The 21,763-nt window shown below is 67.6% G+C and carries 22 protein-coding genes; 8 read left to right on the plus strand and 14 right to left on the minus strand.

The genetic code is table 11. The annotated features are described in order from the left end of the window. Nucleotides 1–15 precede the first annotated feature (15 nt). Nucleotides 16–252, minus strand: coding sequence for a hypothetical protein (locus tag MKK84_RS10240; RefSeq protein WP_243919352.1), 237 nt, complete (start codon nt 250–252; stop codon nt 16–18). Between the two features lie 384 nt (nt 253–636). Between MKK84_RS10240 and MKK84_RS10245 the strand changes: the two genes are divergently transcribed. From MKK84_RS10245 to MKK84_RS10255, 3 genes are all read left to right on the plus strand, one after another. Beyond that, nucleotides 637–1,617, plus strand: a complete 981-nt coding sequence (locus tag MKK84_RS10245) for an aliphatic sulfonate ABC transporter substrate-binding protein (RefSeq protein ID WP_243919353.1) — start codon at nt 637–639, stop codon at nt 1,615–1,617. 7 nt (nt 1,618–1,624) lie between these two features. Beyond that, on the plus strand, nt 1,625–2,416 hold the full coding sequence (locus MKK84_RS10250) for an ABC transporter permease (protein WP_243919354.1): 792 nt from the start codon (nt 1,625–1,627) through the stop codon (nt 2,414–2,416). A 64-nt stretch (nt 2,417–2,480) separates the two neighbouring features. After that, nucleotides 2,481–3,263 carry an ABC transporter ATP-binding protein gene (locus MKK84_RS10255; protein WP_243919663.1) on the plus strand — a complete coding sequence of 261 codons (783 nt, stop codon included), beginning with the start codon at nt 2,481–2,483 and terminating at the stop codon, nt 3,261–3,263. Between the two features lie 84 nt (nt 3,264–3,347). On the opposite strand, the gene MKK84_RS10260 is transcribed toward MKK84_RS10255, so the two are convergent. The 10 genes from MKK84_RS10260 to MKK84_RS10305 all read right to left on the minus strand — a co-directional run bounded on the left by MKK84_RS10260 (nt 3,348) and on the right by MKK84_RS10305 (nt 12,991). Then, nucleotides 3,348–4,292, minus strand: a complete 945-nt coding sequence (locus MKK84_RS10260) for an SMP-30/gluconolactonase/LRE family protein (RefSeq protein WP_243919358.1) — start codon at nt 4,290–4,292, stop codon at nt 3,348–3,350. Nucleotides 4,293–4,534: 242 nt separating this feature from the next. Next, nucleotides 4,535–6,058 (minus strand): class I adenylate-forming enzyme family protein, encoded by a 1,524-nt coding sequence (locus MKK84_RS10265; RefSeq protein WP_243919359.1) that lies wholly within the window; start codon nt 6,056–6,058, stop codon nt 4,535–4,537. After that, nucleotides 6,055–6,867, minus strand: coding sequence for a VOC family protein (locus MKK84_RS10270; RefSeq protein WP_243919361.1), 813 nt, complete (start codon nt 6,865–6,867; stop codon nt 6,055–6,057). The genes MKK84_RS10265 and MKK84_RS10270 overlap by 4 nt, the downstream gene beginning before the upstream one ends. Next, nucleotides 6,864–7,283 (minus strand): PaaI family thioesterase, encoded by a 420-nt coding sequence (locus MKK84_RS10275; RefSeq protein ID WP_243919363.1) that lies wholly within the window; start codon nt 7,281–7,283, stop codon nt 6,864–6,866. Before MKK84_RS10275 ends, MKK84_RS10270 begins: the two co-directional genes overlap by 4 nt. A gap of 193 nt (nt 7,284–7,476) precedes the next feature. After that, nucleotides 7,477–8,493, minus strand: coding sequence for a zinc-binding dehydrogenase (locus MKK84_RS10280; RefSeq protein ID WP_243919367.1), 1,017 nt, complete (start codon nt 8,491–8,493; stop codon nt 7,477–7,479). Nucleotides 8,494–8,524: 31 nt separating this feature from the next. Continuing rightward, nucleotides 8,525–9,499, minus strand: coding sequence for an ABC transporter substrate-binding protein (locus MKK84_RS10285; RefSeq protein WP_243919368.1), 975 nt, complete (start codon nt 9,497–9,499; stop codon nt 8,525–8,527). A gap of 65 nt (nt 9,500–9,564) precedes the next feature. Beyond that, on the minus strand, nt 9,565–10,380 hold the full coding sequence (locus tag MKK84_RS10290; protein WP_243919370.1) for an ABC transporter permease: 816 nt from the start codon (nt 10,378–10,380) through the stop codon (nt 9,565–9,567). Continuing rightward, nucleotides 10,371–11,141 carry an ABC transporter ATP-binding protein gene (locus MKK84_RS10295; protein WP_243919372.1) on the minus strand — a complete coding sequence of 257 codons (771 nt, stop codon included), beginning with the start codon at nt 11,139–11,141 and terminating at the stop codon, nt 10,371–10,373. Before MKK84_RS10295 ends, MKK84_RS10290 begins: the two co-directional genes overlap by 10 nt. Beyond that, a complete protein-coding gene (locus MKK84_RS10300) occupies nt 11,138–11,899 on the minus strand; it encodes a GntR family transcriptional regulator (protein WP_243919374.1) in 762 nt (253 codons plus the stop codon). The genes MKK84_RS10295 and MKK84_RS10300 overlap by 4 nt, the downstream gene beginning before the upstream one ends. Nucleotides 11,900–12,631: 732 nt before the next feature. Next, complete coding sequence (locus tag MKK84_RS10305; RefSeq protein ID WP_243919375.1) at nt 12,632–12,991, minus strand: hypothetical protein; 360 nt, start codon at nt 12,989–12,991, stop codon at nt 12,632–12,634. Nucleotides 12,992–13,409: 418 nt separating this feature from the next. On the opposite strand from MKK84_RS10305, the gene MKK84_RS10310 reads away from it, so the two are divergent. From MKK84_RS10310 to MKK84_RS10320, 3 genes are all read left to right on the plus strand, one after another. Further along, entirely contained in the window at nt 13,410–15,392 is a 1,983-nt protein-coding gene (locus MKK84_RS10310; RefSeq protein WP_243919376.1) for an acyl CoA:acetate/3-ketoacid CoA transferase, read from the plus strand. Nucleotides 15,393–15,519: 127 nt separating this feature from the next. Next, complete coding sequence (gene mdcB / locus MKK84_RS10315) at nt 15,520–16,377, plus strand: triphosphoribosyl-dephospho-CoA synthase MdcB (protein ID WP_243919377.1); 858 nt, start codon at nt 15,520–15,522, stop codon at nt 16,375–16,377. A gap of 98 nt (nt 16,378–16,475) precedes the next feature. After that, nucleotides 16,476–17,210: a DUF3750 domain-containing protein gene (locus tag MKK84_RS10320; protein ID WP_243919378.1), complete on the plus strand. Its 735-nt coding sequence runs from the start codon at nt 16,476–16,478 to the stop codon at nt 17,208–17,210. Between the two features lie 67 nt (nt 17,211–17,277). Here the strand turns inward: MKK84_RS10320 and mqo are convergent, their stop codons facing one another. From mqo to MKK84_RS35880, 3 genes are all read right to left on the minus strand, one after another. Next, nucleotides 17,278–19,005, minus strand: a complete 1,728-nt coding sequence (gene mqo, locus MKK84_RS10325; protein WP_243919379.1) for a malate dehydrogenase (quinone) — start codon at nt 19,003–19,005, stop codon at nt 17,278–17,280. Nucleotides 19,006–19,610: 605 nt separating this feature from the next. Then, complete coding sequence (locus MKK84_RS10330) at nt 19,611–20,114, minus strand: lipocalin-like domain-containing protein (protein ID WP_243919380.1); 504 nt, start codon at nt 20,112–20,114, stop codon at nt 19,611–19,613. Between the two features lie 179 nt (nt 20,115–20,293). Continuing rightward, nucleotides 20,294–20,938 (minus strand): DUF2778 domain-containing protein, encoded by a 645-nt coding sequence (locus MKK84_RS35880; protein ID WP_409566482.1) that lies wholly within the window; start codon nt 20,936–20,938, stop codon nt 20,294–20,296. A gap of 82 nt (nt 20,939–21,020) precedes the next feature. Here MKK84_RS35880 and MKK84_RS35885 point away from each other — a divergent pair, with 82 nt between their 5' ends. Then, on the plus strand, nt 21,021–21,302 hold the full coding sequence (locus tag MKK84_RS35885) for a hypothetical protein (RefSeq protein ID WP_409566483.1): 282 nt from the start codon (nt 21,021–21,023) through the stop codon (nt 21,300–21,302). A 6-nt stretch (nt 21,303–21,308) separates the two neighbouring features. Further along, nucleotides 21,309–21,611 (plus strand): hypothetical protein, encoded by a 303-nt coding sequence (locus MKK84_RS10340; RefSeq protein WP_243919698.1) that lies wholly within the window; start codon nt 21,309–21,311, stop codon nt 21,609–21,611. Nucleotides 21,612–21,763: the final 152 nt, after the last annotated feature.

Genomic DNA, 21,763 nt, shown 5'->3' on the forward strand with positions numbered 1-21,763 from the left:
CGGTTTTCCGTTAGTTCAGGCGCTGCCGCCGACAACATCCAATCGTGGAGCGGTAACGGCTGCGGCGGGGATTTGCGGCATGATCGGTGGGACGCCGCGCGTGGCCTCCTTGAGGAAGCCGCGATCCTCCCAACGAAATCCGGACGATCCAACGAAAAGGTCTTCCAAATATTGTGGTGCATGCAGAAGGACGTTGCGGATCGAGCCTTTGCGGGAGCAAACCACTTTTCCGCCCTCTGTCTTCGGGCGCATTTGCCGACGGATCGCGCGTCGACAGTTGTGATGGCGGTAACAATAAAATTTTTGATTGCGAGATCAAGAGACGTATAAATTACCGGATATGGTGTAGAATTGGCGGCATCATCCTTTTGATTCAAATCGCCCGCCAGAAAGTACTTGGAATATCTAGCCCATGGCGGGTCGACGGGTGGTGATGAGAACATCATCTCCGGCGATTGCGATCCGGGCCGCCCGCCACGCCGCAATTCCCTGTCCGCGTCGCGACGACACCCGGATCGCGCAGTTGAGGCGCGCGATCTTTGGAATGCCCCGCTGATTGACTTGACCGCCAGATCCTTTCCTGAGCTCTCCCATAGCCGCCGTTTCCGCAGGGCGGTGCTTCTCAAGGTATCGTTGATGTCCGCAACCCGCCGACTCGTCCTGGCCGCCGGCCTCGCCCTGGCGACCCTGCCGGGGTCGTTCGGGCAGATGGCCCGCGCCGAGGATCCGAAGGAGATCCGCCTCGATTGGGCGACCTACAATCCGGTCGGCCTGCTCCTGAAGGAGAAGGGTTTTCTGGAGGAGGCACTGGCGCCGAAGGGTATCAAGGTCCGCTGGGTCCAATCGCTCGGATCCAACAAGGCGCTCGAGTACCTGAATGCCGGCGCGATCGACGTCGGCTCGGCGGCGGGCGCCGCGGCCCTCGTGGCGCGGATCAACGGCAATCCGATCCGCGCGATCTACGCCTTCTCGCGCCCGGAATGGACGGCCCTCGTCACCCGTAAGGACACCGGCATCGCCAAGCCCGCCGACTTGAAAGGGAAACGCGTCGCCGTCACCCGGGGTACCGATCCGCACATCTTCCTCATTCGCGCGCTCCAGGGTGCAGGCCTGACCGAGAAGGACGCCAAGCTCGTCCTGCTCCAGCATGCGGATGGCCGAACCGCCCTCGATCGCGGGGACGTCGACGCCTGGGCGGGGCTCGACCCGATGATGGCCGCGGCCGAGATCGAGAACGGCGACGTGCTGTTCTACCGCGACGCGGCGGCCAACACTTGGGGCCTGCTCGATGTGCGCGAGGCGTTCGCGCAGGCCCATCCTGATCTCGTACAAGTGGTCATCGCGGCCTACGAGCGCGCCCGCGCCTACGCGCTGGCCAACCCGCAGGCGCTCAGCGCATCCCTGGTCGCCGCAACCAAGCTTCCCGAACCGGTGATCGCTCGCCAGTTGGAGCGCACCGACCTGTCGCAGCCGACGATCGGGTCGGCCCAGGCGGAAGCGATCAAAGCGGCTGGCCTTGCCCTTCAGCAGGCCGGCGTGATCCCGTCTAATACGGATGTCGCCGCCGCGGTCGATGCTCTGCTCGACTCGCGCTTCAATCCCGTCGCCGCCCGTTGAGGCGGGGATGCCGGTGTTGCGGCAGGGTGGCCGCTTCGGTCTCGGGGTCGGTCTCGCGCTCGCGCTCCCGATAGCCCTCGCGGTCGGATGGGAGATCGCGGTCGATACCGGTGCGGCATCCGGGCGCCTTTTGCCGCCGCCGAGCCGGATCGGCGCCACGCTTTTTGAACTCGCCGCGTCGGGCGATCTCCTGTCCCACGTCGAAGCGACGCTGATCCGGGCCGGCCTCGGTTTCCTCGGGGGTGCCGCCGCCGGGATCCTGATGGGCACCGCGGTCGCGATGCTGCCGCTGGTGCGCCGGATCTGCGATCCGAGCCTGCAGGCGCTGCGCGCGGTTCCGTCGCTCGCCTGGGTCCCGCTTTTCATCCTCTGGTTCGGCATCTTGGAGACGCCGAAGATTCTGCTGATTGCCGTCGGGGTGTTCTTTCCCGTCTATGTCGGCGTGTCCGGAGCGATCGGCTCGGTCGACCGCAAACTCGTCGAGGTCGGGCGGATCTATCGGTTGTCGCGCCTCGCCATGGCCCGGCGCATCCTGCTCCCTGCAGTACTGCCCGCGACGCTGGTCGGGCTGCGCACCGGCCTCGGGCTCGGCTTCCTGTTCGTGGTCGCGGCCGAACTCATGGGGGCCTCCGAGGGCCTCGGCTACCTGCTCGTCGATGGCCAGCAACTCGGCAAGCCCGATCAGATCCTGGCCGCCATCATCGCCTTCGCGCTGGCCGGGAAGCTGGCCGACACGCTCTTTGTCGTGCTGACGCGCCCCTTGACGCGCTGGCAGGATACGGTGCGGGAAAGCCTGTGAAGGCCGAGCGCCAAGGTGGTGGCGTCTGGCACGCTGAGATGTCCCGCTCGTTCCAGGGTTGCCTGTGCTGATCGTCGATTCCCTCTCGAAGACCTATGCGGACGGCACGCAGGCGCTTTCGAACATCGGCCTGTCGGCCGCGCCAGGCGAGATCGTCGCGCTGATCGGCGGATCCGGTTGCGGCAAGACGACCTTGCTCCGGCTGATTGCGGGACTCGATCGTGGCAGCGCCGGGGCCGTGGCGGTCGATGGCGAGACGATCCTTGAGCCGCATCCCCGTGTCGGCGTCGTTTTCCAGGAACCGCGGCTGCTGCCCTGGCTGACCGTCGCCGATAATGTCGGCTTCGGTCTGGGCGGTCTCGGGCGATCGGAGAACCGGGCGCGTGTGACCGAAGCCCTGGAGCGGGTCGGTCTGGCGGAGCATGGCCGGCGCTGGCCACGGGAGTTGTCCGGCGGTCAGCAGCAACGCGTGGCCATCGCCCGGGCGTTCGTCCCGCGACCACGGGTGCTGTTGCTCGACGAACCTTTCTCCGCGCTCGATGCCTTCACGCGCCGCGGCCTGCATGAGCAGCTGCTCGATCTCTGGGCCGCATCGAAACCCACGATCCTGATCGTCACGCATGACGTGGGTGAGGCCGTGACGCTGGCCGACCGGGTCGTGGTGATGCGGCCGAAGCCGGGCCGGCTCGAAGAGACCGTCGCGATTGATTTGCCGCGCCCGCGCGATCCGGTCTCGGCGCGCTACGAGGAGGCGGTACGCCGGGTCATGGCCGCCCTCGATCGCTCATTGCATCCCCCGATCGCGCGCCGTGACCCGGCACCCGAGATGCGGGCCGGCTGGTGGTAGAGGTCCTTCGTTGCGATCTCGAAGTCCAGACGACGATCGCGGATCAACCCGTCGGGATCGGATCGCGGCAATCGACCAAACGCCTCATCCCGGCGCGAGATCGAGGGCGTAGAGATGTTCCTTCGACGTGATGAACAGGCGGGCCTCGTCCGGGCCAAAGCAGCAGTTCGAGCAGACCTGCGGCGTTGGGATCAGCCCGAGCCGATGTCCCTCCGCCGAAAAGACCTGCACCCCGGCCTCTGAACTCGTCCAGATCCAGCCACGGCGATCCACGCAGAAGCCGTCGGGCACTCCGGGCTCGACCGTGGCGAAGACGGACGGCGCGCCGAGGGTCTGATCGTCTTCGACCGGGAAGGCGTAGATCGTGTGGCCGTCGGCGCCTTCCGTGCGCGAGGTGTCGCTGACATAGAGGGTGCGGCCATCCGGTGCGAAGGCCAGCCCGTTCGGCTGGCCGAGATCGGCCATGCGGCGCACGATCCCCGAAGTCGGATCGTAGCGGTAGACGCTGCGATGGTCGAGGTCGGGTTCTGCCAGCACCCCTTGTTTGGGTTGACGCAAACCGTATCCCGGATCGCTGAACCAGAGGGCGCCGTCGGCGGCGCAGATGACGTCGTTCGGCGCGTTGAAGCGGCGCCCCTCGTAGGTTTCGACCAGGGCGCCGTATCGGCCATCCGGAGTCGTCCGGGACAGGCGGCGATTCCCATGCTCGCAATGGATCAGGTCGCCGTTCCGGTCGACGGCGTTGCCGTTGATGAAGGGCGTCGCGTCGATGACGACGCGCACGCAGCCATCCGTATGCCAACCGAGCACGCGACGGCCTTCGATGTCCGACCACACCAAGATGTCCCGGGCCGGCCACCAAGTCGGGCCTTCGCCGAACGTGGCTTGGTCGTAGAGCGAAACCAGGCGCGCATGGTGCGGAACGGCCTCGGAGAAGCGCGGGTCCGAAGCGCGCGGGGGATCGATGTGGGATACGGGCGCCGGCGGGCCGGGCCGGCGCAGAAGGTTCGATGCGGATTGCGCGATCATGACTCCTCGGCAACGCAGCCATCCGGCGGCCGGAACGCGGCCGCCATCGGTTCGATAATCACCCGCACGCGCGGCTGTTCTATCGCCGATCCGGATTTCCGCTGCAGGGGTGGCTCCGGTGCGAGCGTGCCGGTCGCGGTCACGGATGCGCGCGACGTATCGCCGGCGGAGTGTCCGCGGCGCGCTCCGCCCTATCGGCTCAGTCGATCGCCCCTTGATGGTTTCCGCGTCCGGTGGCCTCGTCAGGCCGTTCTGACGGCCTGCTCGGCGCGCCGGCGCAGGGCCGCGCGGTCGATCTTGTTGGTCGAGGCGAGCGGGAGCGCGTCGACGAACCAGACCCGGCGGGGATGCTGGTAGGCCGGCGCGTGGGCGAGTGCGTGCGCCTTGAGGGCGGCCTCGTCGACAAGGGCGCCGGGCCGGCGGACCACGAAGGCGACGGGCTTGGTGCCCTTGATGGCGTCGTCCACGGGCACCACGCAGGCTTGGAGCACCGCGGGGTGGCGCTCCAGCACGATCTCGACCTCGCCGGGAAAAATGTTCTCGCCGCCGGAGACGAACATGTCGTCGGTCCGGCCGACGAAATAGTAGAACCCGTCCGCGTCGCGGCGAAAAACGTCGCCGGTGTCGTAGAAGCCGTCCGCCGTGATCGGCACCGGCACGTCCGGCCGGTTGTGGTAGCCGAGCATGATCGCGGGGCTGCGCACCTGCAGGATGCCGATCTCCGGGGCGTCCGGCCCGAGGAGGCGCAATGCGACCTGGAGATGCGGCGCGCCGACCGACGCGACCGGCGTCGGCAGGCCGTCCGGATGGTCGCCGAACACGACCGGGCCGCCCTCGGTGGTGCCGTAGGCATTGAGGATGCGGGCGTTCGGCAGGAGGGCGCGGATCTGCCCGGCCAGGGCGTCGTTGACCGGCGCCGATCCCATTCGAACCGTGCGCACGCTGGTGAGGTCGGCCTCCGCGAGGAGATCCGGCTCCCGCAGCATCATGGCGATCATCGGCGGCACGGCGGTGAGCCACGTGCAGCGGTATCGGTCGATCGCCGCGATGTAGGCCCGGGCCTCGAATTGCGGCAGCAGAACCATCGTTGCGCCGGCCGCGCAGACCAGGAGCGCCAGGGCCAGAGCGTTCATGTGATAGAGCGGCGCCGCCACGAGCAGTCGGTCGTCGCGCAGCTTCGTCTCCGCGGCGCGCGTCCGGGCCACCCAGAGATGGCTGGCATGGCTCAGCCGCACGCCCTTCGGTCGGCCCGTGGAGCCGGACGTGTAGAGGAACAGAGCCGCCTCGTCGGGCTCGGGCACGATCGGTACGAAGGGCCCGGGATCGAGCCAGGCCGCAAAACCGGCTGGCCCGCCCTCATCGAACACGGCGACGTGAATGTTGAGACCGAGCCCCGCCAGCATCGCCCGACGCGGGCCGTCGCAGAGCACGAGCTGTGCGCCGCAATCGTCGAGCACGGCGGCGATCGTGGCCGACGGAAACTTGTGATTGACCGGGACCGGGACCACGCCGGCCCGCATCGCGCCGAGAAGCGCCGCGATGGTGTCGGGCCGATTGGCCGCGAGGATCGCGATTCGTGTCCCGCGGGCGATCCCGCCACGGGCGAGGCCGCGCGCGAAGGCGTTGGCTCGGGCGTCGAGGTCGGCGCGGGTCATCACCACGGGCTCGCCATCGGGGGCGACGCCGATGATCAGTGGCTTGTCCGGCGGCCCGGACCGGTCGACGAGGTCGCCGAGATTGGTCGCATCGGTGGCCGGGCGCATCATGGGGCTGCCCTGCACGGGAGTTGAAGGCCGAAGGCCGGCAGCGTCAGCTCGGCCTTGTCCGGCCCGTGCCGGACCCACGTTGCCGCTGGGAGGGCAGTCGCGCGGGCCTCAAGGGCATCGAGGCCGCGGAAGCGCAACGCCAAAGTGGCGAAGCGGGCCGCCGGCCCCGGCACGATCGCGATCCGCGTCGTCCCGAGCCGCAGGGTCCAGACGCCGCCCGCGGCCTCGGCCGGCGCGCCGCTCGCGGCCGCGTAGAGAGGGGCGTCAACCTCCGGTGCCGGGCTCTCGATCGTCAGCGCGTCGATGCCCGAAAAGCCGTTCGGATGGTCGAGCCATTCTGGGCGCCAGACGAGATCCGGGGTCAGGTGCTCGCAATGGTAGAGGCGACCCGCTGGAAACAAGTGTGCCGGAACCCGCACCGTGCGGAACCGGGCCGCTTCCTCGTGCCCATCGACTATCACCGGACGCGAGAAGGCGACGGGTGGGCCGGCCGCGAGCCCCAGAGCGGCAAGGCGGGCTTGGGTCGCGTCCGCGTCCCGGCTTGCCACCACGAGCCCGTTCAGGCCGAACGGGCTGTCCAGAACGTCCTGTCGCTGCGCGCCGCTTTCGGGCACGCCGACGAGTTCCAGGTAGGGGCCCGGCGTCATCATCAGGTGGTTGATGGAGCCGAGCGAGTGGTGGCCGCGGGGCGTAAGCCGGAAGCCGAGGGCAGCGAACAGGTCCGCCGCCTCGTCCATCCGCCGCAGCACGTTGATCACCACATGGTCGAGGGCCCCGTCCGCCGGGGCGGCGGGGTGCGGCCCGCTCATTTGGCCGGCGCTGTCATGTAGACGCCGCGCCCGCTCGCGAGCAGGCGACCTGAATCGTCGAGGATCTGGGCCTCGGCCACCGAGAGCTGGTTGCCGAACTTCACCACCGTGCCGCGGCAGGTGAGGTCGCCCTGCATCGCGGCGCGGTGGTAATCGACGCGCAGGTCGACAGTCGGAACGCCCCGACCGGTCTTGGAGACCAGCGCCCAGTCGGCGGTGAGATCGACGAGGGTCGCCAGGATGCCGCCGTGCACGTAGCCGCGCTCGGCATTGACGACCCATTCCGGCCGCCACTGCGCCTTCAACTCGATCGTGCCCTCGCCGACGGCGACCACGGAGAGACCGAGCCACTGGTGGAACGGGCCGCGCAGCAGCAGCGCCTCGACCTGCTCCTTGCTGAGGGGGGTGTCGGACATGGCTTCGGGATCTCCTCGGGCAGGACGCTCCTCCCCCCTTGTGGGGAGGAGTTTGAGGTGGGGGTGGCTCAGGATGGGGCGCTGCGGTGCCTTCTGCACCACCCCCACCCCTGACCTCCCCGCAAGGGAGAGGGGAAAGCCCCGCGGTGCGAGGCGGCGGTACCGCAGCCGAAGGCGTGATCCCGGGCGGGCGTCAGGGGGTGACGACGATCTTGCCCATGACCTCGCGGTCGCGGATCATCCGCAAGCCTTCGGCGGCCTCTTCGAGGGTCAGGAGCTTGTCGATGGTCGGCTTCAGCGTGCCGGCTTGGATCATCTCCATCAGGGCCGACAGGTCGTCGTCGTAGAAGCTGTTGGAGCCGATCACCTTGAGCTCGAAGCTCCAGATGTAGCGGAGATCCTCCTTTGGATCGTGCCCGGCGGTCGCGCCGCAGACGAGCAGCGTGCCGCCGCGCTTCAGGCATTTGAGCGAGGGCACCCAGGTGTCGCCGCCGGTGAAGTTGATCACCACGTCGACGCCGCCCTCGTAGGTCCGGCGCTGGGGCTTGCCGTAGTGCTGGATCGCCCATTTGGAGAAGTCGGTCTCGCGGTAGTTGACGACGTGGTCGGCCCCGAGCGCCTTGAGCGCCGCCATCTTCTCTTCGCTGCCCGCGCAGGCGATCACCTCGGCGCCGAGCTGCTTGGCCAGCATCACGCAGCCCGTCCCAACACCGCCGCTCGCGCCGAGGATCAGGACCGTGTCGCCGGCCTTCACCGTGTTGTGGGTGATCAGCATGCGGTGGGCCGTGCCGTAGGCCACCGGCAGGGAGGCGGCATCCGCGTAGCTCACGTCCGGCGGCATCGCGATCAGCTGGCTCGTCGAGACCCGGCAATACTCGGCCATGCCGCCGTCGAGCATCTCACCCATCAGGCCCTTGGCCCGGTTGAGCGGGTTGACCAGCACCCGGTCGCCGACGTGCCAATCCGCAACGCCTTCGCCCAGCTCGACGATCTGCCCGGCCATGTCGAGGCCGATGACCACCGGCATCGGCACCTTGATGCCGGGCATGCCCTTCACGGTGAACACGTCATGGTAGTTGAACGAGGACGCGCCGACCCGGATGACGACTTCGCCCGCGCCGGGGGACGGCTTCGGATAGTCGGCCACCACCTTCAGCGTGTCGATATCACCATGCGCCTCCAGCACGAGCGCCTTCATGGTTTCAGCCATCGTGAAAACCTTCTTCTGCAGGTCGGGAAGGCTACGGGATCGTCTTCGACCGCTCGTAGGGGCCGGGAACCAGGGCCGCGTCGGGCAGGCTGCCCTGGACGACGCCAACGGCCTTGAACACATCGAACTCCCGCTTCAGCGAGGCGATGTCGGCGGGCTCCATGCTGACCGTGTAGATGCCGTCCCAGAGACTCCCGTAGGCTGCGGAGTCGGCATCGCTCAGGTTCGCGGCGGCCTTCAGGATCCCAGCCACGGCTGGCTTGTCAGCCTTACCGAAGGCGTAGGCCTTGCGCATCGCAGCCACGACCTTGGCGGGCGCGTCCGGGTTCTGCGCCATCCAGGCGTTGCGCATCAGGCCGACGCCGAGGACCGGCGGCGCGTCCTGCCGGGTGAGCTGCTTCCACTCGGCGCGGAAGCTGCCGAGCCGGCGCAGCTTCACGTCCGGCAGGAGCGCGAGGGTCACGGTGCGCAGAGCCGCCGCGTCGATGTCCTTCTGGACGAGGAATTGTGCCAGCCGAGAGTCGTTGCCGGGCACGGCCTGGTAATCCGCGGGCTTGAGGCCGTGATTGGTCTCCAGGATCGCCGCCGCGATGGCGGCGGTGCCGCTGCCCGCCGGCGAGGTGCCGATCTTCTTGCCCTTGAGGTCGGCCATCGTCCGGATCGGCGAGTCCGCGGGGACGACGAAGTCGAGATCAGCCACCTGCGTCGCCAGGACGATGCTCATCGGCAGGCCGTCGGCGGTGACGCTCAGCGCCGTTCCCGCGCTTGCCGCGATCGCGAAATCGATCGCCCCGGCGGCCATGGCCTTGGTCGGCGCGTTCACATCCGGGAACTTGATGTACTCGGCGGTCAGGCCCTCCTTCTCCATGAACTTGCCGGCCTCCAGCACGGCGCCGAAGCCGAGGCTGATGCCGGAGCTCCAGTAGCCGATGCGCACCGTCTCGGCGCGCGCGAGGCCGGGCAGGCCGAGTGTGCAGAGCGCGGCGACGGCGAGAATCCGTTTCAAGGCGTTCTCCGGGAGATACGATGGGCGGAACATGCGACGGGCGTGGCCCCGGGCGGTGTCGGCCGTCACGGCTGCGCCACCTTCTTCCAGGCGAACAGGCGCTGTTCCGCCGGTTTCAGGACGAGCGTCTCGACCCCGATCATCAGGGCGACGAGGGTCAGGGTCCAGGCGAAGACCTGATCGGTCTGGACGAGATCCGCCGCCTGCCGCAGGCGGTAGCCGATGCCGCTGCTCGCCCCCAGCGACTCGGCCACGAGGACGACACGCGCCCCGAAGCCGATGGCGAGGCGCGCGCCCGAGAAGAACGCGGGCAGGATCGTCGGCAGATAGATCTTGGTCAGCACCTTGTGGCGCGGCATGCGGAAGGTGCGGGCCAGCTCGAGATGCTCGGCGCTGACCGTGCGCGTGCCCTGCCAGACGTTGGTCAGGATCAGGGGCATCGCGGTCATGAACACCACGAAGATCGTGGTCCAGTTCGAGAGACCGAACCAGATCAGCGCGAAGATCGCCCAGATCGCCGACGAGACCGTGTTGGTCACTGTCAGCACCGGCTCGAAGAAGCGGCCGAGACGGGGGCTCGCGCCGAGCAGCAGGCCGAGCGGCAGCCCCACGAGGGCGGCGAACGCGAGGCCTGCGCCGATCCGGCCCAGCGTGATGCCGAAATCGGCGGCGAAACTGGGCGTGGCCACCAGCCCGAGCCAGGTGTGCCAGACCCGCGCGGGGCTCGGCAGGACGAAGCTCGGCGCCTGCAGCGATCCGATCTGCCACGCGGCCAGCGCCAGGCCGAGCAGGGCCAGCCGCTGCAGCAGCACGCCCGCCCGGCGTCCGACGCCGGAGGTCCGTGCCTGCCGCATCAGGCGCGGCGGGGTCTTTACGAGCATCGCGCGCTCGCGGCGGAGAGGCTGATGCGCAGGCGGCGGACCTCCTCGGCGACCTCCGCGGCAAGGGGGTCGCGGGGATAGGGCAGATCGATCGCCCGGACGGTGCCGATCCGGCCCGGCCGTGGGTGCAGGACGACCACTTGGCTGGCCAGCACGACCGCTTCCTCGACGTCGTGCGTGACGAAGACCAGGGTCATCGCCCGGAGACCCGCGATGCGCAGCAGTTCCGCGTGCATCTGCGCGCGGATCTCGGGATCGAGTTTCGAGAACGGCTCGTCGAGGAGCAGGATCCTGGGCTCGGTGACGAGGCTGCGCGCGAGCGCCACCCGGCTGCGCATGCCGCCGGACAATTCATGCGGGTAGGCGTCGCGGAAGGTGTCGAGCCCGACGAGGCGGAGGGTGTCATCGACCCGCCGCGCCCGCTCCGCCCGGCTCATGCGCCCGGCTTCGAGCCCAAAAGCGACGTTCTGTGCGGCCGTGCGCCAAGGGAGCAGCCGGTCCTCCTGAAACATGTACGTCATGGCCCGCCAGTCGCGGAAGGCGTGCGACGGGATGCCGTCGAGGAGGACGGCGCCCTCGTCCGGTTCGACCAGCCCGGCGATCATGTTGAGGAGGGTGCTCTTGCCGCAGCCCGACGCACCCAGGATCGCGACGCTCGCGTGCTGCGGGATCGCGATGTCGATCGTGTCGAGGACGTGGAGCGGCCCGCCCTCGCGCCGGTCGAACCACTTGCTGACATGGTCGAGCTCGACGGCGTTCACGGCTCGCCTCCCTCGGCCAGGGGCCGACTCGATGGGGGCACGACGGCGCTGTCGCGCAGACTTGCGATGACCTTCTCCATCGTCATCGCCCGGAAGGTCTCGACGTGGCGGCGCGCTACGAGCGCTGCACTGTCCGCGTCCCCGGCCACGAGATGCTCGATCAGCGCGGTGTGGTCGTTCTCGATGTTCGGCCGCACGCCCTGAACGCCGAAGCCGAGGGCGACGAGGCGGGTCATCTCGTCCAGCAGGCCCGACAGGGTTCGATACAGGCGACCGTTCCCGGCAGCCGCGGCGATTGCGAGGTGGAAGCCCCGATTGGCCTCGAGGAAAAAATCGATCTGGTTGCCCATCTCCACCGTGATCCGGCGGCGGCAGGCCTGCTCCAGGCGTTCCAGATGCGCCCGGTTCACCCGGCCGACGGCGGCTCGGGCGGCCAGCGGTTCGAGCTCCATGCGCAGCGCGAACACCTCATCGACATCCTTCACGGTGACCGGGCTGACCCGATAGCCGTGCCGGGGCATCGAGCTGACGAAACCCTCCTGGGCCAGACGCTGAAGGGCGATCCGGCAGCTCGCCTTTCCGATCGCGAAGTGCTCCATCACCTCGGCCTCGGTGAACCGCGTGCCCGGAAGCAACCGGCAGGCGACGATCTCGCGCCGCAACAGGTCGTACGCTTGATTGCCCTTGCGCGTCGCGTCCGGGACGGCGAGCACCCCGACCGCCGGGCGCGTCGACCGGGGTGCAGAAGCGCTCGTCATCCCGTCACCTCGTCAGCGTCCTGTTGGGTCTCTCACAGCGCACTGTGAGCAGCTCACACCTCGCACGACATATGCCAAACGAGTTCGTGAGTGCCTCGCTCGCGCCTTCCCGGTCGATGGACCAGCCGTGGTTCACCGAGGTTCAGGCCGGTCAAGATGCTTCCGATCGGCTGCGTGATCAGCTCAGCACGTGCTGTGAGCATCTCATGCCATATTTATGGGCATTCGCTGCTGGTCATGTAAATGAAACGCGCATCCAATTGCAGCGAAGTTTCTAGGAGATCGCTTCTCTCGGCCTCCCATATCGGAAAATAAGCTGTGTCTTGTTCGCAAAGGCGGTGCCTGGGTCCGGCGATCGACAAAAGAGCGATCCGATCTGAGCTGCCGGTCGATTCCCAGCTTATTCGGTCCGGAACGCCGAGGCCGACGCAGATTTGCGAGAGCGCCCGATGGCAGGACGATCGGGGGGATCCCAACGAGCCCTTCATTCTGTCGCGGACGCGCCGCGGGCCGCGGAGGACGGCTCCACGGATCGTTGCGGCTTTGGGAGAGCTGCCCCAAGGCTTCCGTTGCGCTCCGGCACCTCGGGATTAGGAAGGTGGTTGGGATGACTGATGAGACACCTCTACTGTGCGTGTCGTGCAACGCGCGGCGAGACAATCCCATCCGCTCAAGCCACGGCGAGGTGCCGGTTTTCGTCGCCAAACCGGCAGCCAATCCCAAGAAACTTGCTCAGAGCTCGGAAGCGTCGTGCAGATGGGCGTCGCGCAGGACGGCTTGAACCTGCCCAGCCGCCACGGCCAGTGCAGTTTCCCCCGGAACAGCATCCGATTCGATTCGCGCAAGTGAGCCAAGCCGGTAGGCGATCCGGTGCTCCACCCCTTGGAGCAGCTCGCGCGCCGGCTCCGCCTCGATGCGCAGCAGCGTCTGCGCGAGATCGAGATAGGCACTCCGAAGGAGGCTGAATGCAAAACGCGTCGCGGCTTCATCCGCGATCGGTGTCATGGTGTTCATGGCGTGCTCCTGATCAAACACGCTCCCCAAGCCGATAGTCTTATAGGCGTCACCACCAAAATTGTAAAACCGGCCCAAGCAGGCCGGTAAAATCGATAATCTCACGCGCTTTTGCGGGCGAAGATTTAACATATGACAGATGCGTATGGTGCCGTCTGCTTATCGCGCGGCGCGCAGGATGCCCCAGCGCCCGACCGGATGACCCGGTCGTCGGCGACGGTCTCGGCGCGCCCGGCGGCACAATTTTTCTGACCTTGGGACGAAGAGTTTTTAAAAGGCGACGCGGCTCCATAATAGATTATCATGTTGGCGGAGACGACGGTCTTGCCGCAACGCCGCATGTATTGATGCGATGCAATAGAATGCGAATGAAAAACTCGAATGGTCTCGCGCCTGGATCCGTCCCGGCCGAGCGCAGTCGGCAGGTGACGATGTCAGGAACGGTCCGTCCTGCGAGCGGCGCCGCGATCGGAAGTCTGGAAGGATCACGGGCCCCATGAAGAAGAACAAGGTGATCTCGGCGCAGGAAGCGATCGCGCTGATTCGCGAGAACGACGTTCTCACCACCACGGGATTCGTTCAGAGCTGCATCCCGGAGGCGCTGCACGCCGCCCTTGAGACGCGGTTCGTCGAGACCGGCTCGCCCAGGGGCCTGACGCTGATCATGACGGCGGGCGCGGGCGACAGCAAAGGTCTCGGCACCGGCCGGCTGCACCATGACGGGTTGCTCACGCGGGTCATCGCGGCGAATTTCGGCCGCATGCCGAAGGTCGCCAAAGCCGCGCAGGACAACCTGATCCGCGGCTACAACCTGCCTCAAGGCGTGATCTCGCAGCTCTACCGGGCCTGCGCGGCCGGTCAGCCGGGCCTGTTTTCAAAGGTCGGCCTCAAGACCTACGTCGATCCGCGCCACGGCGGCGCCAAGGTCAACGAGCTGACCACGGAGGACATCGTCAAACTCGTGGAGGTCGATGGCGAGGAGTGGCTGTTCTATACTGCCACCAAGATCGACGTCGCCTTCATCCGCGCCACCTCGGCGGATCCGTCGGGCAACCTCTCCTACGAGAAGGAGGCGCTGACCCTCGATTGCCTCGCCCAGGCCATGGCGGCCCGCAACAACGGCGGCATCGTCATCGCGCAGGTCGAGCGCATCGTCGATGACGGCTACCTGCTGCCCAAGGATGTGCGCGTACCCGGCATCCTGGTCGACTGCGTCGTGCTGGCCGAGCCCGAGATGCACCGGATGAACTACGGCGTGGTGTACGACGCCGCGCTGGCCGGGGAGATCCGCGTGCCGGTCACCGGCATCAAGCGGATGGCGCTCAACGAGCGCAAGATCATCGCCCGCCGCGCCGCCTTCGAACTACCCCCGAATGGCGTGGTCAATCTCGGCGTCGGCGCGCCGGAGGGCATCTCGTCTGTGGCCAACGAGGAGAAGATCACCCCCTACATCACGTTGACCACCGAGGCCGGGGCGGTGGGCGGCGTGCTGGCCTCCGGTTCGAGCTTCGGCGCGGCCACGAACGCCGACTGCATCATCGACCAGAACCAGATGTTCGACTTCTACGACGGCGGCGGCCTCGACATGACCTGTCTGGGCATGGCCGAGTGCGATGCCGCCGGCAACGTCAACACCTCGAAGTTCGGCGGCAAGCTGAACGGTTGTGGCGGCTTCATCAACATCTCACAGAACGCCCGCACCGTCGTGTTCGCCGGCACCTTTACGGCCGGTGGGCTGGAGATCGCCGTCAACGATGGGCAGGTGCGCATCGTCACCGAGGGCAAGGCGCGGAAGTTCGTCACCCAGGTCCAGCAGAACACCTTCTCGGGTCCTTATGCGGTCGAGCGCTCGCAGCCCGTCCTCTACGTGACCGAGCGTTGCGTCTTCCAATTGACGCCCGACGGGCTGGAACTGATCGAGGTGGCGCCCGGCATCGACATCGAGCGGGATATCCTCGCCCACATGGATTTCGCCCCCGTGGTGCGGAACCCGGTGCCGATGGATCCGCGCATCTTCCGCGACGAGCCGATGGAGCTGATCTCGGACCTGCTCAACCTCGATCTGAAATCCCGCGTCAGCTACAACGCCGAGCGCAACATCCTCTTCATCAACCTGGAGGGCTGGTACTGCCGGGTGAAGGGCGACATGGACGAGTTGCGCATGACCATCGTCGAGGCGTGCCGGAAGGCCGGCCAGCGGGTCAACGCCGTGATCAACCACGACGGCTTCCGCCTGAACGAGAACTTGGTCGATGATTACGCCGGCGTGCTCCAGTATCTCCAGGCGAATTACTACGCGACCACGACCCGCTACGCGACCAGCGCCTTCCTGCGCCTGAAGATGGAAGAGGCGCTGACCAAGCGCGGGGTCGCCCCCCACGTCTTCGAGCGCAAGGAGGAAGCCCAGGCCTTCCTGAGCAGCACCGAGGACTTGAAGGCGCGCAAGCGGATCTCGCCGGCGGTAGCCTCGGCGGCCTGAGGCGATCGGGAGAGCCCGGATACGGCGGGGCGCTGTTCCGGTATACGGTCGAGGCCCGTCCCGTCACGGGCGACGCCGCTGGGCGTCGCCGGGAGCCTCGACCCTGCGCCAGGATGACCGCTTCGCGATGCCGCCCGTCGAGGGCCGAGGGCGCCACGACGGTTCCTGGGCCGAACACGTCGCGGCACGCGCGCATGCTGCGCTGATCGACGAGTTGGAGACCTTTCCGAAACCCGGCCTCGTCAGCCCGGTCGATTCGGGCAGCCACGACGATATGGATGCCGAGACCCTGCGGCGCAGCGCGGCGTCGCTCCGGCCCTTCTTCGCGGACCTTGCCGTGGCGGGCGGGCAGGGCGCCACGATGGCGGAACTCCGCTCGATCGGCATCCGGGCCGAGGCCGCGATGATGCGCGCCACCGGGGGGATCAATGCGCATCGCGGCGCGATCTTCTCGCTGGGCCTGATCTGCGCGGCGGCAGGTGTGATCGGCAGGACGCCTGTCCCCGCGGAGACTTATGCGGAGACGGTCGCGGCGCGCTGGGGCGCGGCGATCGCCGGCATGCCGGCATCCCCGGTGAGTCATGGAGGCCGGGTGGTCCGGCGATACGGGGTCGGTGGCGCGAGCGCCGAGGCGGTGGCGGGCTTTCCCACGATCCGGGCGATCGGGTTGCCTGCGCTGCGGTTGGGCCGCGGCCGCGCACCCGGCGACCCGGAGGCCGCGCGCGTCGATTGCTTTTTCGCCTTGCTCGCCGTGGTCGACGATACGAATCTCCTCCACCGCGGCGGTGTGGACGGTCTGGTGGCTGCGCGGGCGGAAGCCTCGGCCTTCACGGAGGCCGGCGGCGTCGGCACGCCCGGCTGGCGTGATCGCGCCATCGCGGTTCATCGCGCCTTCGTGGCGGCGCGGCTCAGCCCCGGCGGATGCGCCGATCTCCTCGCGGCGACGCTGCTGCTCGATGCCCTCGGGGCGACCTCACACGCCTGAACGGGCACGCCTCTTCGGTCGCATTCTCCGGGGGGCCGGCCATACCCAGATAGGGTGTCTCGCCGCCTTGCCTTGCCCTCCCCTGCCCTGGCCTCCCCGTGACCCTGATCCGGATCGCGCTCCTCGCGCTTGCTGCCCTCTTCATCGTGCCCGTCGCGATTTCCGCCACCCGCTACTGGCTGCGCGCCAGCGGGGATTGGCGGCTCGCCGACCGCTCCAGCGCGGGTCTTCTTCCGCAGGCCGAGCGCGAGCCGGGCGCGATCGTGCGGATCTTCTCCGCGCGCACGGTGAGCTGGCGCGGGATCGTGGCGACGCACAGCTGGATCGTCATCAAGGGACCGGGTGAGCGCGCCTATCGGCGCTTCGACTACACGGCCTGGGGACAGCCGATCTGGATCGACCGCTTCGTCCCCGACGGGCGGTGGTTCGGCAACCCGCCCGAAACAGTGTTCGCGGCGGACGGAGCGGCTGCCGAGGCGATGCTGCCGCGGATCCGAAAAGCTGTGGCCGAGTACCGCTATGCCCGCCCCGGCGACTACGTTGTCTGGCCGGGTCCGAACTCGAATACCTTCGTGGCCGCCGTCATGGCGGCCGTGCCGGAGATCCAGGCCAGCTTGCCGACCACGGCGATCGGCAAGGATTTTCCCTATGACGGCCGATGGATTGGCCGAACGCCCTCTGGCACGGGTGTGCGGCTCAATCTCGGCGGCTATGCCGGGCTGACGATCGGCTGGGTCGAGGGGATCGAGGTGAACCTGCTCGGCGGCGTCGCCGGCATCGACCTGCGCCGACCCGGGATCAAGCTGCCAGCCCTCGGACGCGTCGGGATCTAGGGCCGATCACGGCATTGCGCGTCCGGAGCGAGGCGTCAGAATCCGCTCCGGACGCAGATCGCACCGCTCAGGGCGCGAGGTCGTGAACCGGCTCCTTCACCGTGCCGGGATTGCTGTTGAGCACCGTGCTGCCGGTGGAAACCGGCTTCAGCACCGCACGGTCGATCTGCGGCGGCGCGGGCAGCTCCAACGCGGCGCTCGTGGCGGCCCATTCCTGCGCCACGCGATCCGGATCGTCATTCAGCTTCGTGCCGTAGCTCGGGACGATCTCGCGGATCTTGGCCTGCCATTCCGGCGTCGCCACGTTCTTGGCGAAGACCTTCTCGAGCACCTGCAGCATGATCGGTGCCGCCGTGGAGGCGCCCGGCGAGGCCCCGAGCAGAGCCGCGATGCTGCCATCCTTGGCGTTGACGATCTCGGTGCCGAGCTTCAGCACGCCGCCCTTCTGCGGATCGCGCTTGATGATCTGCACGCGCTGGCCCGCCTGCCAGAGGCGCCACTCGTCCTTCTTGGCCTTCGGGAAGTATTCGCGCAGGGCCGCGATCCGGTCATCGTCCGAGAGCATCAGCTGCCCGGCGAGGTACTCGACCAGCGGGAACTCATCCAGGCCGACGCGCATCATCGGCCAGATGTTGCTGGTCGTGGTGGAGCTGAGGAGGTCGAGATACGACCCCTCCTTCAGGAACTTCGTCGAGAAGGTCGCGAATGGTCCGAACAGGATCACGCGCTTGCCGCCCAGCACCCGTGTGTCGAGGTGGGGCACCGACATCGGCGGCGAACCGACCGAGGCTTTGCCGTAGGCCTTGGCAAGGTGCAGCGTGGCGACATCCGGGTTGTCGTTGATCAGGAACGAGCCGCCCACCGGGAAGCCGGCGTAATCGTCGCCCTCGGAGATGCCGGATTTCTGCAGCAGGTGCAGGGCGCCGCCGCCCGCGCCGATGAACACGAACTTGGCGTCGACGCTCTGGCGGGACCCGTCCTTGAGGTTCTTCGAGGTCACCCGCCAGGAGCCGTCCGCGTTCTTGACGATGCTCTCGACTTCCGTGGACAGGCGCAGCTTGAAGCTCGGCTGCTTCTGCAGGTAGGCGACGTATTGCCGAGTCACCTCGCCCCACTCGCAATCGGTGCCGAGCGGAGACCACGTGGCGGCGACCTTCTGCTTCGGGTCGCGGCCGTCCATCATCAGCGGCACCCATTTGCGCAGCTGCTCGGGATCCTCCGAGTATTCCATACCGGCGAAGAGCGGGCTCGCCTTCAAGGCTTCCCAGCGCTTCTTCAGATAGGCGATGTTGTCGTCGCCCCAGACGAAGCTCATATGCGGCGTGTAATTGATGAAGGAGCGCGGGTTCGTCATCACCCCGGTCTTGACCTGATAGGCCAGGAACTGTCGCGTGACCTGAAAGGCCTCGTTGATCTCGACCGCCTTGGGGATCTCGACCTTGCCGTTCTTCTCAGGCGTGTAGTTCAGCTCCGCGAGGGCCGAGTGGCCCGTGCCGGCATTGTTCCAGCCGTTCGAGCTCTCCATCGCGACCTGATCCAGGCGCTCGACCATCTGGATCGACCAATTGGGCTCAAGCTCGTTCAGCCACACGCCGAGCGTGGCGCTCATGATGCCGCCGCCGATCAGCAGGACATCGACCTTACCGTCGGCCGCGTCGGCCAGCGCGAGGGAGGTCGGCAGCGCAGCCGCTGCCAGCCCGACCGCGGCGGTGCCGAGGATCTGTCTGCGGTTCAGAGGCAGCGCGGCCTGCGGCTGACGGTGGCGGAAGGGCGCGGTCTCATCGTCGGCACGCATGGTCGGATCCCGATTGAAGGGCGGACGTGCTTGGCGAGCACACCCGCGGACTGACACGGACGAAATCGGCGACAGGGAATGTCCCGTGCCGGCCTTCCGGATCGTTTCCTCTGGATCGTCGCGCCACACCGGAACACCGCCCGGGGTTGGCCTGCCGCGCGCGTTGCTTCGGGACTACGCGGCACCGCCTTCAAAGGTGGATGGCCGCATTAACCCGTTTCCCTGCGCGCTGAATCGCTTGCTTTGTTATTGCCCGTACCGGACCGCGGTCCGACCAGCAGGACCGCTTCCGGGTCCGATCCGCTGGGCCGCACCGCGATCGACGACCATCGCGGGTGGCACGTTCTGACGGATCGGTGCAGCCTCTGATGGGCGTCGTCATAGAGGATGAAGCGCGGCAGGACAATCACCGAAATTCCCCGGCTGTGGCCCGCCGATCGTTTCCCTGTTGAACGGCGATATCCGCTGATCCGGCAAGCTTGCCGCTGCAATGCGATTGCTTGCATCGACGCTGGATCACATGCCCACCCAGCGCGCAGTCACAATCTCGACCGACGCGGCCTTGCTTTGACTGAGCCTGCAGTCTCGGCGTTGGATAAAGGAGATTACGAGATTCGCTTGAATCGGATCAGGCTACGCGACGGGCGGCCCGAATTCCAGTTGGGCATGACGCGCCACGGGGTGGTGACGTTCGCGTAATCACCGTCGAGCCGGACGTCCCGCCGTTGCTCCGTGCCGACCCATTCGGGTGCCCACGCCGTCTCGACCGTCGTCAACCACTGGTCGCCTTCGATTCGGTAGCGACCGATATAGGCGACCAAACTCTTCATCAGTTCGGCACGCTCGGTATCCGTCGCGGCCGGTTTCCGGTCACTGCCCTCCAGATTGAACGCCACCCAACCGTCAGGGGTGAAGATCACGCGTCCGCGGGGCGTATTGCCCATCGCGTCGATGAGCTTGCCCGTTTCCTTGTCTTCGACCTTGTAGGAAACGAGTTCCCAGGTTCCGACGAGGCGCTCCGTGAGCGATGGGCCCGATCGATCGGCCTTGTGATCCTGCGCGTCGGCCTGTGGCGCCGCCAGCGGCAGTGCGAGGGCGGCGAGCGCCATCAGAGCGCAGCGCAAGCCTATCCGTAATTTCGTAGAACGCATGTCGACGACCAGCCTATCGTAGGAACATGGTCATCCTGCGCGGCGCGGCCGTGTTGGCAAGCCCGGTGCGTGACCATCGCGCCGCCCCTGTAGCGCGCTGATGCGAAGACGGTGCTCGCGCCGCCAGCCTTTCGAGATCAATTGCCGTTGCGCGCCATGCGCGTGCGGCCCCCGTCCGCCATCGCGGGCAGCGGATCCTGCGTGCCGGAGACTACGACGAGGCGCTGGACCTCACCGCGGAGGAAAGCCTGGAGGAACCGCTCGTAGTCGCGGAACGAAACGCAGCCGTTCGAATCACCGCGCGGTCCTAGCATGAACGTATGGGCCAGCAACCCGACACGGCCGTAGATCGACTCGCTGCCGCCCACGGGCGTCAGCCGGATGGCCCGCACGCCGTGAAACAATTGCTCGCGCTCGGTCAGGTCATAGGTCCCGGGCGGCGTCGGTCCACGCATCCGCACATTCACAAGCCGCGGATCGTCCAGACCCTCGCCGAGGCCCGAATGGGCTTCGAGACGCTCGCCGCTCGGCAGCGTCACGCTCCGGGCGGCGATGTTGTAGACCGCAACGCCCCCCGTCGGGCTCGGCTCACGCGACAGGGCAAGCGGCGGAGAGATCCGCCGCTGCGGGGCCACCACGATCGGCTTGCTCTCGAGCGCAGCGTAGGCCAGCGCTGGTGCGGGTGCCGGGGACTGCTCAAGGCCGAACAGTTTCTCCAGGAACGAGCGCTCGTCTGTCGGCGGTGCCGCGGGCTGAGTCAGCGGACCATCGCGCCGGGCCATGCGCCGCTCGGCCCTTCGCGCGAGGACGGGTGCCCCCGGGCTTCGAAATTCAGGGGGACGCGGAACCGGAAGCGGCACGGTCATGGCGATGCGCGGCGCTTTCTCTGGCCCGCTCTCCAATGGCGCATCCGGAATCGGTACGGCAGGAACCGGAGCCACCGGCATCCAGGCCCAATGCGCCGGCGGGCCGTCGGCGGCTTCGGGGATCGCCTCAGCCGAAGCAAACGCGTCCGGTTCGGATGAGGATGTCACGGCCTCCGATGCCGCGGCGGTATCGCGCGAAGGTACCGGCTGGTCGGCTACCGCGGTCGACGTGCTCCGGCTTGCCGCCGCGCTATCGGGTGCGGATGGCCGCAGATCATGATCTCGGATGCCGGATCCGACCAGGGCCATGGCGAGCGCGCCGGTGAAAACCGTCAGCGGTGCGAGACACGAACGTCGCGACCGTCTGCTGTCCTGGCCGTCCGGCGGCACGGTATCGATCGCCATGCAGATGCCCATGCTCCTCGTCGGGCGGGGGCAGGCCGGTCCGGGATCGTCACGCTTCGACGCGTGGGACGTGCAACCAGACAACCTGCTCCGCTCGGGCCGAAACAGCGGGTCTGAACGGGCTTTTCTGCGGCAAGTCCATGGTCGATCTAGGATCGATCAGGGCCATTTTCAGGCGCTATAGGTCTCATCAGCAAGTATTCGGCGTATGATGAGCGCTTCTGATGACTGCCTTCGCCCAGCATCTATTCCGGCACGCTGCGGCGAAAGCATCGACGGTCGCTGTCAGGATGGATACCTCGAGGCGCTCTCCGCCGAACGGGATACCGGTTCGAA

Origin of the sequence: Methylobacterium sp. E-065 (assembly GCF_022829605.1) — a bacterium.
Taxonomy (GTDB): domain Bacteria; phylum Pseudomonadota; class Alphaproteobacteria; order Rhizobiales; family Beijerinckiaceae; genus Methylobacterium.